Origin of the sequence: Ralstonia sp. 25C, from assembly GCF_051904805.1 — a bacterium.
In the GTDB taxonomy this organism is placed as follows: domain Bacteria; phylum Pseudomonadota; class Gammaproteobacteria; order Burkholderiales; family Burkholderiaceae; genus Ralstonia.
The window spans coordinates 1838603-1850834 of the sequence record NZ_CP196738.1 but is presented as its reverse complement, the minus strand read 5'-3'; the positions used below and the strand labels follow the sequence as shown (position 1 = coordinate 1850834).

The window sequence follows — 12232 nt, the reverse complement described above, 5'->3', positions numbered from 1 at the left end:
CGGCCTGCCACATCAGACACTTCTTCAGACCTGATATGGATAGTTCATGGGCAATTGCATCTTGCATTTGTTCGACGGCGTCACCCTGATCGCCTCGGACGACACCTGGATCGAAGGCAACGCGATCCAACAACTTCAAACCACCAAAGCACTCGACGGCATGCGCCATGTGGCTGGCATGCCGGATCTGCACCCTGGTCGCGGCTACCCCGTCGGCGCAGCGTTCTTCTCGGTTGGCCGCTTGTATCCAGCGCTGATTGGCAACGACATCGGCTGCGGCATGGCGCTGTGGGCCACCGATCTCGATGCCCACAAGGTCAGCTTCGACAAGCTGGAAAAGCGGCTCGGCAACATCGACCCGCCGCTCGATGAAAGCTGGCGCGAGCTTGCCGCATCGTTGGCACCGGCTGGCACTGGCTTCGATGCAGCGTTGGGCACCATTGGTGGCGGCAACCACTTTGCCGAGCTGCAGCGCATCGACGAAATCTATGACGCAGCCGGTCTGCCGTTGGACCCGCGCCAGCTTCTGCTGCTCGTGCACAGCGGCTCGCGTGGGCTCGGCCAGGCCATCCTGGCAGAGCAGGTGCGCGCGTATGGGCACGGCGGCCTCGCACAGGACGACGCTGCGTGCGCGGCCTACCTGGCTCGGCACGACACGGCGCTGCACTTCGCCAAGGCCAACCGCGAACTGATCGCACGGCGCATGCTGGATCGACTGCACGCGCAAGGCAAAGCGCTGCTCGAAGTGCACCACAACTTTGTCGCACCGGCCACGGTGTTTGGCGAGCGTGGCTGGCTGCACCGCAAGGGCGCGACGCCGTCGGATGCGGGCGTGGTGGTCATCCCCGGTTCGCGTGGGGATTACAGCTACCTCGTATCGCCGCGCCCGAGCGAGCACGGCTTGTTCTCGCTCGCCCACGGTGCGGGCCGCAAGTGGATGCGCAGCGAGTGCAAAGACCGCCTCGTCCGTCGCTTCACCGCGGCGCAACTCAACCGCACCAAGCTCGGCAGCCATGTCATCTGCGAGGACAAGCAGTTGATCTACGAAGAGGCCCCCGAGGCCTACAAGCCGATCGACAGTGTCATCGCGCCGCTGGTGGATGCCGGCCTGGTGAAGGTGCTCGCGCGCCTGCGCCCGGTGTTGACGTACAAGACGCGTGGGGAGTGCTGCTGATGGTGTTGCTGCAATTCTCTTCTGCGCAGGGGCCGGCCGAATGCGAGCTGGCGGTGGCGAAGGCGCTGGCGCGCCTGCAACGCGAATCGGCAGATGCGGGCGTCCAACTCGAACTGCTGGAACAGGAGGATGGCGAGCGCGCGGGTACGTTGCGCTCCGCCCTGATCAGCCTGGAAGGCGATGCTGAGGATGCTGTGGCGCGGGCATGGGAGGGCACGATCCAATGGACGTGCCCAAGCCCCTACCGACCCCGGCATGCACGCAAGAACTGGTTCTTCGGCGTGGCGCGCTGTGCGGCGCCATCAGAAACGCTACCGAGCGAGATTCGCTTTGAGACTACGCGCTCGTCCGGACCGGGCGGGCAGCATGTCAACAAGACGGAGTCGGCGGTAAGGGCCACACACATCGCCACGGGCATCAGCGTGAAGGTGCAGACCGAGCGCAGCCAACACGCCAACAAGCGGCTGGCCGTGCTGCTGCTTGCCCACAAGCTGGCAGACCACGACGCGGCGGCCAACGCGGCGCAGCGTGCGGAGCGGCGCGCGCTCCATCATCAGGTGGAGCGCGGCAACGCGCGCCGCGTGTTCAAGGGCGAGCGGTTTGAGCCATTTGGGTCAACAGCCGATGCCTAACGCCCAGCCTGCCGCGTTCCGGCAAGCTGGCCACGGCGATACTCGCCTTGCCGCTCCAGCATCCAACCGGGGTACTCGGCGGGGAGTTTGCTCAGTTCATTGAGCTGCGCCAACTCTTCCGCCGTCAACTCCACCTTGGTCGCGGCGATGTTGTCGTCGAGCTGTTCGACCTTCTTGGCACCGACGATCACGGTGGTCACGGCACGCTGGTGCAGCAGCCACGCCAGGGCGATCTGCGCGACCGACACCTTGCGCATTTCGGCCATCACGCGCATCGCATCGATACAGGTATAAGCGCGTGCCTGATCCACGGGCGGGAAGTCGAACTTGTTGCGGCGGCTGTCGTGCTCACCGTGCTGTTCGCGCGTGTACTTGCCGCTGAGCAAGCCGCCGGCCAGCGGGCTCCACACCATCAGGCCGAGGCCTTCGCTCTTGAGCATCGGCACCAGCTCGCGCTCCAGGTCACGGCCGGCGATGGTGTAGTAGGCCTGCAGGCTTTCAAAGCGCGCACAACCGAGGCGCTCCGCAATCCCCAAGGCCTTGACGATCTGCCACGCAGCCCAGTTCGATACGCCGACGTAGCGCACATGCCCGTGCTGCACGAGCGTGTCGAGCGCGCGCACGGTTTCTTCAATGGGCGTCGCCGGGTCGAAGCCGTGGATCTGGTAGAGATCGATGTGATCGAGTTGCAGGCGCTTCAGGCTGGCCTTGATGCCGTCCATGATGTGGAAGCGCGTGGCGCCGCGTGCGTTGACGCTTTCGCCCGTCTGGCCGAACACCTTGGTGGCGACGACCACGCTGTCGCGCGACACCTTCAGGTTCTTTAGCGCTTGGCCCGTCATTTGTTCGGCGACACCGTTGGCGTACACATCGGCCGTATCGATGAAATTGATGCCGGCATCGAGCGCGCGCCCCACCAGACGCTCTGCGTCGGCCTGCTGCAAGTCACCGATGTTCTGCCAAATGCCATCAGCGCCGCCAAAGGTCATGGTGCCCAGGCACAGCTCCGAGACGAACAGGCCGGTCCGGCCCAATGGGTTGTAACGCATGTGATCGACTCCAAGACGATGGGAATGGAATGCTGAGCGCACAGGCTCAGATGCGGAAGGCAACGCAGAGGATAAGACGGACCGGCCGATCGTGCAGGCGGGTCATTCGGTCGGGTGATACCCCAGCCGGGACGAGATCGCCGCGCCGGCCTGCTGCAACAACGCGACGTAGTGCGCCTTGGTATCGGCGCCACAGCGCATGGTCGGGAACGAGATCGACAGCCCCGCGATCACGCGGCCGAACCGGTCGAACACGGGCACGGCAATGCACAGCAGCCCGTCTTCCTGCTCTTCGTTGTCTTCGCCAAAACCTTGCTGGCGCACGCGCGGCAGAATGCTCAGCACAGCCTCGGCCGAGCCGAGCGTCTTCTGCGTGGACTTCTTGAACTCCACCTTCGACAGCACATCGCGTGCCTCTTCCAGCGGCATGTACGCCAGCAGCACCTTGCCGATGGCGGTGCTGTACAGCGGGTTGCGCCGGCCGATGCGCGACTGCATGCGCAAGCCGTAATCCGCGTCGATCTTGTGGATATAGATGATGGCGTCTTCGTCAAAGGCGCCCAGGTGCACGGCCTCACGCGTGAGTTGGCCGATACGGCGCATCTCGGTGTCGGCCTCGCGGACGAGGTCGACGTTTTCCAGGGCCTTGGCGCCAAGCTCGAACAGGCGAATGGTCAGGCGATAGCGGTCGGTGTCACCTTCCTGCGCTACGTAGCCGAGGCTCTTGAGCGTCTGCAGGAAGCGGTGCACGGTGGTCTTCGACATGCCCAGCCGCTGCGACAGTTCGCTCGGGCCGACCGCCCCCAGCTCGCCCATCGCACCGAGGATGGTGAACACCTTGTCGACCGCCGAAACCGATTCGGCTTTGTCCGCTCCGCTTTCCACAGCTTCATTGGTGGACGTGTCTTCCGGCTTGCGTGCCCGGCGCGTGGCTTTCATCTCTCGTGGTTCCGTGGAATCGAAATCGGGAGAGAGCATAACCGGTCTCATACCGTTATCCGCCGCACTAGCGCGCCAGCCAGCCGCCATCAACGGCGAGCGTATGGCCATGCACATAGTCCGACGCAGCCGAAGCGAGGAAGACCACCGCACCGGCAAGGTCGTCCGGCACACCCCAGCGCCCGGCCGGAATACGCGCGAGGATCTCTTCGCTGCGCAGCGGGTCTTCGCGCAGTTGCGCGGTGTTGTCGGTTTCCATATAGCCCGGTGCGATGGCGTTGACGTTGATGCCGCGCCCCGCCCATTCGTTGGCGAGCAATCTTGTCAGCCCCAGCACACCGCTCTTGGACGCCGTGTACGACGGCACGCGAATGCCGCCCTGGAATGACAGCATCGACGCCACGTTGATGATCTTGCCGCCGCGCTCCTGCTTCACAAGCTCGCGCGCCACGGCCTGCGAGAGAAAGAACACGCCTTTGAGGTTGACGTCGATCACGTCATCCCAATCGGCCTCGGAAAACGCCAGCGCATCGCACCGGCGGATGATGCCCGCGTTGTTGACGAGGATGTCGACGCGGCCAAAGGTATCCATCGCGGCTTCGACAATGCGGTCGATGGGTTCGAGCGAGGACAGATCCGCGCGCACATCGACGAACCGGCGGCCAGTGGCCTCCACGCGCAATGCGGTCTCGGCCGGGTCGGAACGGTTGGCGCCGACGATGTCGCAACCGGCGGCTGCCAGCGCCGTCGCCATGCCCGCCCCCAGCCCCGTGTTGCTGCCGGTGACGATGGCCACCTTGCCGGTCAGGTCGAACAGGCTCGCGCTCTGAAGATAGGGGTTCTCGAGCCGCATGGTGTCAGCGCAGGTCGGCAATGGCGATGTGATCCATGTCGTGGAACACCTGGTTCTCGCCGACCATGCCCCAAATGAAGGTGTACGCCTGCGTGCCCACGCCGGAGTGAATCGACCAGCTTGGCGAGATCACGGCCTGCTCGTTGTGAACGAGGATATGGCGCGTCTCCTGCGGCTCGCCAAGCATGTGGAACACGGCCGCGTTGTCCGACAGGTTGAAATAGAAATACACCTCCATGCGGCGCTCGTGCGTGTGGCACGGCATGGTGTTCCACAGGCTGCCGGGCTCAAGCTTGGTCATGCCCATCGAGAGCTGGCAGGTGGGCAGCACGTCCGGCACGATGAACTTATAGATCGTGCGCCGGTTGCTGGTGGCCGGATCGCCCAGGGTTTCAGGCGATGCCTGCGCCAGCGTGGTCGTGCGCGTCGGCGCGCAGTTGATGTAGAACTTGGCGGGCCGGGCCGCATCGTCGCTGCCGAAGACGACGTTCTGACCGCCCTGGCCGATGTAGATGGCCTCTTCATTGCAGACGGCGTGGCGCGTGCCGTCCACTTCCACCCAGCCCGGGCCGCCGATGTTGATGGCGCCCAGCTCGCGGCGCTCCAGCAGATGGCTCACACCCATCGATTTGGCGAGCGACGCAGGCACCTCCACCGGCCGCGTTGCCGGCCACGCACCGCCCACGATGATCCGGTCGATGTGGCTGTACGTGAGCTGGAGCGCATCGCGCGCGAACACATGCTCCACCAGAAACTGGCGGCGCAACCCTGCCGTGTCGAGCGTCTTTGCGTGTTCGCTGTGGATACCCTGTCGTACTTCCATCGGTACTTCCATGCTGTTTCTCCGTGGAGGATGCACCGACACCTACCGCGCAGCCGGCTGTTCTGGGTTGGATTGAAGCACAAAAGTCATAAATACGGAACGCCGATCCATATTTGTGATTTAGCGCGCGGCCCGAATGAATGGAGAAAGACTGAGTGTAATTTTGGCAGTCGGGTAAACGATCACCCGATGAAACCAAAAACATGGAACATCGTTCCACATCATCCACTATAGTCACCCCACGATGCTGGACCCAACCAACCGAGCCCAGAGAGGCGCATGGAGGAGACGTGAAGATCAAGAAGGCGATTGACCGCATTCCGGGCGGGCTGATGCTCGTGCCGCTGCTGCTGGGCGCTTGCGTGCACACGCTTGCACCCGACGCAGGCAAGTATTTCGGCTCGTTCACCAATGGCCTGATCACCGGCACGGTGCCCATCCTGGCGGTGTGGTTCTTCTGCATGGGCGCGACCATCGACCTGCATGCCACCGGCGTGGTGCTGCGCAAGTCGGGCACGCTGCTCATCACCAAGATTGCGGTGGCATGGCTGGCAACGCTGGTAGCCGCACAGTTCATTCCGGATGAGGGCATCAAGACGGGCATCCTTGCCGGCCTCTCGGTGCTGGCAATCACCACGTCGATGGACATGACCAACGGCGGACTCTACGCCGCCGTCATGCAGCAGTACGGCACCAAGGAAGAAGCCGGCGCGTTCGTGTTGATGTCGATCGAATCGGGGCCGCTCGTCAGCATGCTCATCCTGGGTGCGACGGGCATTGCGGTGTTCGAGCCGCGCCTGTTCCTGGGCGCAGTACTGCCCTTCCTGATCGGTTTTACGCTGGGCAATCTCGATAGCGAACTGCGCGAGCTGTTCGGCCGCTGCGTGCATCCACTCATTCCGTTCTTCGGTTTTGCGCTGGGCAACGGCATTGATCTGCACGTGATTGCCAAGAGCGGGCTCCCCGGCCTGCTGCTGGGCCTGACGGTGATCGTCATCACGGGTGTGCCGCTGATCCTTGCCGACAAGTTCGTCGCCGGGGGCAACGGCGCGGCAGGGTTGGCGGCATCGTCCACAGCGGGGGCGGCGGTCGCCAACCCGGCGATCATCGGCGAGATGATTCCCAAGTTCAAACCTCTGGTGCCGGCCGCAACCGCACTGGTCGCAACGGCCTGTTTGGTGACGGCGATTCTCGTGCCGATCCTGACCGCGATGTGGGTGCGACGCTTGGGCCGTGCGGCGCCATTGCCTGAGCCGGAAGCCGCAGGCCTCCCACCGCACGCCGCACACCGCGAAGCCCATTTCTAAACACGCCCGCGATGCCCCCTACACAAAACCAGAGAGGAGACACCCCATGCTGTTGCACACGTTCGTCCGCCGCGCTGCGGGTGTTGTGATGACCGCCGTACTGGCTGCCGGCAGCGCCCTCGTCCATGCCACCACCGATGCCGACACGGTTGCGCAAGCCGTCGAGCGCATGCGCGTCGCCATGGTCGCCAGCGATGGCGCGACGCTCGCCAAGCTGATCGAGAGCGATCTCACCTACGGCCATTCGTCGGGCAAGCTGGAAGACCACGCGGCCTTTCTCAAAACGCTGGACGGCACGAATTCGTTCAAGTCGATTGCGCTGAGCAACCAGACCGTCAAGGTGGACGGTGACAACGCCTGGGTGCGCCACGTGTTCGACGCGGTCAACAACCTGCCCGATGGCAAGACCAGTACAGCGCATATCGGCGTGCTGCAGGTGTGGAAGAAGCATCCGGACGGCTGGCGCCTGTTCGCGCGTCAGGCCTATCTACTGCCTAAGGAATGACGGCCAAATCGACGGCAAGCGATTGGCTTGGTACTTTGATGCTTTCCCACCCGACTTGAACCCTTCATGAAACTGCTGCGCTTCGGCCCTCAGGGCCAAGAGAAACCGGGACTGCTCGATGTGACCGGCACGATTCGCGATCTGTCAGCCATCGTCGACGACATTGCAGGCAACGTGTTGTCGGACGCATCGCTTGCCAGGCTGCGCGAGCTTGATCCGTCCAAACTGCCGGCGGTGACCGGCCAACCACGCATCGGCCCGTGCGTCGGGCGTGTCGGCAAGTTCGTCTGCATCGGCCTGAACTATGCCGATCACGCGGCGGAATCCGGCCTGCCCGTGCCGACCGAACCCGTTGTCTTCAATAAGTGGACCAGCGCCATCTGCGGCCCGAACGACAACGTCGAAATCCCGCGCGGCTCCGTCAAGACCGATTGGGAGGTCGAGCTGGGCGTGGTGATAGGCAAGGCGGCCAAGTACATCGACGAGGCCGACGCGTTGGATTACGTAGCGGGCTACTGCGTCATCAACGACGTCTCCGAACGCGAATGGCAGATCGAGCGTGGCGGCCAGTGGGACAAGGGCAAGGGTTTCGACACGTTCGGCCCGCTGGGCCCGTGGCTCGTCACGCGGGACGAAGTGCCCGACCCGCAAGCGCTCGACCTGTGGCTGGAGGTGGACGGCCACCGTTACCAGAACGGCAACACGCGCACGATGGTGTTTGGCGTGGCGCAGCTGGTGGCGTATCTGAGCCGCTGCATGAGCCTGCAGCCAGGCGATGTCATCTCGACGGGTACGCCGCCGGGCGTGGGCCTGGGGATCAAGCCGAACCCGGTTTACCTCAAGCCGGGGCAGACCATGCGACTGAGCATCGCCGGCCTGGGCGAGCAGTTGCAGCGCACCGTCTCGGCGAACTGACGCTCAACGCTCGATCTCGGCAAACCGCTGCGCGACCACGTTGCGCAGCCACTGGTTGCCGGCGTCCTGGTGGAAGCGCCGGTGCCAGAACACATTGGTCTGCAGCGCCGGCAGCTTGAGCGGCGGCGCCACGAACTCCAGCCCGAACGGCGGCGCCGCGCGCTCGGCTAGCTTGCGCGGCACCGTCACCACCAAGTCCGTCGTGCTGACGATGTACGGCACCGCCACAAAGTGCGGTACCGAGAAGCGCGCCGATTGCGTAATCCCCGCCTTGTCGAGCAGTGGCCCGATGGCGTTGTACGGGCTGGCCGAACTCGCCACCACCAGGTGCGACGCGGCGCGAAAACGCTCCAGCGTCAACTCGCCCTCCGATAGCGCATGGCCGCGGCGGAACATCGTCACGTAGTCCTGCTGGAACAGGCGGCGCTGAAAGACGCTCTCGCCAGACAGATCATCGAATGCGCCGATGGCCAGGTCGATGGCGCCCGCCTCCATCTCGGCCTTCATGTCGAACCCGCCGGCGCGCAAGGTGTCGATGCGCACACCGGGCGCCTGCTCGGCACACAGTTGCGCCAGCACCGGCATGAAATACACCTCGCCGACGTCGCTCATGGCGATGGTGAAGGTGCGCGTGGAACTGGCTGCCTCAAAGTGCGTCCGCTGGCCGAAGGCGCGTTGCAGCGTATCAAGCGCCATGGCCACCGGCTCGGCCAGTTGCTCGGCAAGTGCAGTCGGCATCATGCCGCGCGGGGTGCGCACGAAGAGTTCGTCGTCAAAGGTCTGGCGCAGGCGGGACAGGGCATTGCTCACCGCCGGCTGCGACAGCCCCAGCCGTTCGGCCACGACGGAAATGCGCTTCTCGCGCAAGATTTCCTGAAACAGCACCAGCAGGTTCAGGTCGACATCCCGCAGGTTGAGCATGGCATGGCCTCAACATTCATAATATCAATAGCATCCATTCTCGCATTGATATTCCAAATTTTCAGCCAATCCGGACAATACGGCGTACCCAAACCAGAACGACAGAGCGGCCCCCAGATGCCGCCGACCGGAGACCACCATGCGCCCTGCCCCCGCTGTGCCGTCCGCTTCCATTGACCTCGCCCGCCTGACCGACCAGGGCAAGGTTGGCGGCTTCCAGATGTTGCTGCTCGCCATCTGCGGCCTGTGCCTGATCATCGACGGCTTCGACGTGCAGGCCATGGGCTACGTGGCGCCGGCCATCATCAAGGATTGGGGTATCACCAAGGCGAGCCTCGGGCCGGTGTTCGGCGCTGGTCTATTCGGCATGCTGGTCGGCTCGCTCGTGTTTGGCGTGCTGGGTGATCGCTTCGGGCGGCGGCCGGTGCTGATTGTTGCCACGTTCTTCTTTGCGGCTTGCATGCTGGCCACCACGCAGGTGCACACCGTACAGGCGCTGCTGGTGCTGCGCTTCATCACCGGCCTGGGGCTGGGCTGCATCATGCCCAACGCGATGGCGCTGGCCGGCGAATTCAGCCCGGCGCGCTCGCGCGTGACCTGGATGATGCTGGTGTCGTGCGGCTTTACCGTGGGCGCGGCGCTGGGCGGATTCGTGAGCGCGGCGTTGCTGTCGCGCTTTGGCTGGCAGTCGGTGTTTCTGGTGGGCGGTCTGGTGCCGCTCGTCATTGGCGTGATGATGGTGCTGTGGTTGCCGGAATCCCTGCAATACCTTGTTCTGAAGGGCGATCCGCAAACGCGCCATCAACGCTTGGCACGTTGGCTGGGCAAGCTCGCACCGCAACTGCAGGTGGATGCGCAGACCCAGTTCGTGGTGCCCGAGACCCCCGCACGTGGCATGCCGGTCTCCGCCCTGTTCACCGAAGGTCGCGCCAAGGTCACGCTGGTGCTGTGGGTCATCAACTTCATGAACCTGATCGACCTGTATTTCCTGTCGAACTGGCTGCCGACGCTCATTCGTGATGCGGGCTACCCGACGGATACCGCCGTGCTGGTGGCCACCGCGCTGCAAGTAGGCGGCGTGATCGGCACGCTCACGCTGGGCCGCTTGATTGATCGCCTGGGCTTTGTGCGCGTGCTGGCCGTGTGCTTCCTGATTGCCTGCGCCACCGTCGCGCTGATCGGCCATGTGGCGGCAGCGCTGCCGATGCTGGTGGCGGTGGTGTTCGTGGCGGGCTTCTGCATCGTCGGCGGACAACCAGCCGTGAATGCGCTGGCCGCCACGTATTACCCAACCACGTTGCGTGCGACTGGCATCGGCTGGAGCCTCGGCGTGGGCCGCATCGGCTCCGTGCTCGGCCCCGTGGTCGGCGGGCAGCTGATCGCCATGCAGTGGACGGGCCAGGCGCTGTTCCAGGCAGCGGCGGTGCCGGCGCTGGTGTCGTTCGGCATGGTGCTGGCGTTGACGCTGGCCGCCAGTGGCGCGGACGCCGCACGCTTTGGCGCACGCAAGCCGGCCTGATCGCGCTGCAACGACTACGCTTTCCCTGAAGACGCTCCTGACTTTTTCTCCAAGGACTTCACCATGAACATGCTCGCCCCGACGGCCAAGAACGCATTCACCCCCGCGTCGCTGGACCGCCCCGCTTACCAGAGCGGCTTCGGCAACGAGTTCGCCACCGAAGCCCTGCCCGGCGCGCTGCCGCACGGCCAGAACTCGCCGCAGAAGGCGCCGTATGGGCTGTATGCCGAGCAGATTTCCGGCACGGCCTTCACCGCGCCGCGTGCGCACAACCGCCGCTCGTGGCTGTACCGCATTCGCCCAGGCGCCGTGCATCTGCCGTTCGAAGCCATTGCGCAAGCGCGCTTCCACAGCAACTTCAACGAAGTACCGCCCTCGCCCAACCAGTTGCGCTGGGACCCGCTGCCCGCCCCGGCTGCCGGTACGGACTTCATCGATGGCATCGTCACCTTTGCCGGCAACGGCGGGCCGGACGCGCAAACCGGTTGTGGCGTCCACCTGTACGCTGCCAACGCGGACATGACCGACCGCTTCTTCTACAACGCGGATGGCGAACTGCTGATCGTGCCGCAGCAAGGCCGCCTGCGCCTGCTGACGGAGATGGGCGTGGTGGATGTGGAGCCGCTGGAGATCGTCGTGATCCCGCGCGGCGTACGCTTCCGTGTCGAGCTGCCGGACGGCGAGGCGCGCGGCTACATCTGCGAGAACTTTGGCGCGCTCTTCCGCCTGCCCGACCTGGGCGTGATCGGCTCCAACGGCCTGGCCAACCCGCGCGACTTTCTCACGCCGCACGCCTGGTACGAAGACCGCGAAGGTGATTTCGAACTCGTCACCAAATTTCAAGGCAACCTGTGGACCGCCAAGATCAGCCACTCGCCGCTGGACGTGGTGGCCTGGCACGGCAACTTTGCGCCGTACAAATACGACCTGCGCCTGTTCAACACCATCGGCTCAATCAGCTACGACCACCCGGACCCGTCGATCTTCCTGGTGCTGCAGAGCCCCTCCGACACGCCGGGCGTGGACACCATCGACTTCGTGATCTTCCCGCCGCGCTGGCTAGCGGCCGAAAACACGTTCCGCCCGCCCTGGTTCCACCGCAACGTCGCCAGCGAGTTCATGGGCCTTATTCAGGGCGTGTACGACGCCAAAGCCGAAGGCTTCGTGCCGGGCGGCGCCAGCCTGCACAACTGCATGAGCGGCCACGGCCCGGATGCTGACACGTTCGAGAAAGCCAGCAACGGCGATACGACAAAGCCGCACAAGGTGGACGCAACGATGGCCTTCATGTTCGAAACGCCGGCGGTCATCCGCCCGACCCGCTTCGCAGCCGAATCCGCACAACTGCAAGCGAAGTATTTCGAATGCTGGCAGGGCCTGAAGAAGCATTTCGATCCGAACAACCCCTAAAACCATTCGCCTTAGCGCCAAGGCAAGCACCCAGAAGGTGTGGCCGTACCCTGCCCTAGATGGCGCCTTGAATTTCTGTTGCCGAGAGGAAAAAGGAAGGGAAACTGTCTGAGCGAAGCGAGTTTTTCCCTTCCCCTCTCTGCGACATAAATTCAAGGGGAAGTCGCCATCTCGGGCGCGCCTTT

Annotated in this window: 12 protein-coding genes; 7 read left to right on the top strand and 5 right to left on the bottom strand. The window is 64.3% G+C overall.

Translation table 11 applies throughout. The annotated features are described in order from the left end of the window. Positions 1-46: 46 nt before the first annotated feature. A complete protein-coding gene (locus tag ACS7SF_RS26800; protein ID WP_439893490.1) occupies positions 47-1174 on the top strand; it encodes an RNA ligase RtcB family protein in 1128 nt (375 codons plus the stop codon). Further along, positions 1174-1806 carry a peptide chain release factor H gene (gene prfH / locus ACS7SF_RS26795; RefSeq protein WP_439893489.1) on the top strand — a complete coding sequence of 211 codons (633 nt, stop codon included), beginning with the start codon at positions 1174-1176 and terminating at the stop codon, positions 1804-1806. The genes ACS7SF_RS26800 and prfH overlap by 1 nt, the downstream gene beginning before the upstream one ends. On the opposite strand, the gene ACS7SF_RS26790 is transcribed toward prfH, so the two are convergent. The 4 genes from ACS7SF_RS26790 to kduI form a co-directional block, all read right to left on the bottom strand. Then, complete coding sequence (locus ACS7SF_RS26790; protein ID WP_439893488.1) at positions 1803-2855, bottom strand: aldo/keto reductase; 1053 nt, start codon at positions 2853-2855, stop codon at positions 1803-1805. The two genes, prfH and ACS7SF_RS26790, sit on opposite strands and share 4 nt — an antisense overlap. Positions 2856-2957: 102 nt before the next feature. Continuing rightward, the gene (gene kdgR, locus ACS7SF_RS26785; protein ID WP_439893487.1) at positions 2958-3794 is read right to left on the bottom strand and encodes a DNA-binding transcriptional regulator KdgR; all 837 of its coding nucleotides are present in this window, start codon (positions 3792-3794) and stop codon (positions 2958-2960) included. A 67-nt stretch (positions 3795-3861) separates the two neighbouring features. Beyond that, on the bottom strand, positions 3862-4647 hold the full coding sequence (gene kduD, locus ACS7SF_RS26780; protein WP_439893486.1) for a 2-dehydro-3-deoxy-D-gluconate 5-dehydrogenase KduD: 786 nt from the start codon (positions 4645-4647) through the stop codon (positions 3862-3864). Between the two features lie 4 nt (positions 4648-4651). Continuing rightward, the gene (gene kduI, locus ACS7SF_RS26775) at positions 4652-5470 is read right to left on the bottom strand and encodes a 5-dehydro-4-deoxy-D-glucuronate isomerase (RefSeq protein WP_439894488.1); all 819 of its coding nucleotides are present in this window, start codon (positions 5468-5470) and stop codon (positions 4652-4654) included. A gap of 290 nt (positions 5471-5760) precedes the next feature. Here kduI and kdgT point away from each other — a divergent pair, with 290 nt between their 5' ends. The 3 genes from kdgT to ACS7SF_RS26760 all read left to right on the top strand — a co-directional run bounded on the left by kdgT (position 5761) and on the right by ACS7SF_RS26760 (position 8197). Beyond that, positions 5761-6777: a 2-keto-3-deoxygluconate transporter gene (gene kdgT / locus ACS7SF_RS26770; RefSeq protein ID WP_439893485.1), complete on the top strand. Its 1017-nt coding sequence runs from the start codon at positions 5761-5763 to the stop codon at positions 6775-6777. Between the two features lie 46 nt (positions 6778-6823). Further along, complete coding sequence (locus tag ACS7SF_RS26765; RefSeq protein WP_439893484.1) at positions 6824-7282, top strand: nuclear transport factor 2 family protein; 459 nt, start codon at positions 6824-6826, stop codon at positions 7280-7282. Positions 7283-7348: 66 nt separating this feature from the next. Beyond that, positions 7349-8197, top strand: a complete 849-nt coding sequence (locus ACS7SF_RS26760) for an ureidoglycolate lyase (RefSeq protein WP_439893483.1) — start codon at positions 7349-7351, stop codon at positions 8195-8197. Positions 8198-8200: 3 nt separating this feature from the next. Here ACS7SF_RS26760 and ACS7SF_RS26755 read toward each other — a convergent pair whose 3' ends face one another. Beyond that, positions 8201-9118, bottom strand: coding sequence for a LysR family transcriptional regulator (locus tag ACS7SF_RS26755; protein WP_439893482.1), 918 nt, complete (start codon positions 9116-9118; stop codon positions 8201-8203). 139 nt (positions 9119-9257) lie between these two features. Here ACS7SF_RS26755 and ACS7SF_RS26750 point away from each other — a divergent pair, with 139 nt between their 5' ends. Continuing rightward, positions 9258-10637, top strand: a complete 1380-nt coding sequence (locus ACS7SF_RS26750; protein WP_439893481.1) for an MFS transporter — start codon at positions 9258-9260, stop codon at positions 10635-10637. Positions 10638-10700: 63 nt separating this feature from the next. Then, positions 10701-12047 (top strand): homogentisate 1,2-dioxygenase, encoded by a 1347-nt coding sequence (gene hmgA, locus ACS7SF_RS26745; RefSeq protein ID WP_439893480.1) that lies wholly within the window; start codon positions 10701-10703, stop codon positions 12045-12047. The last annotated feature ends 185 nt before the right edge of the window (positions 12048-12232 follow it).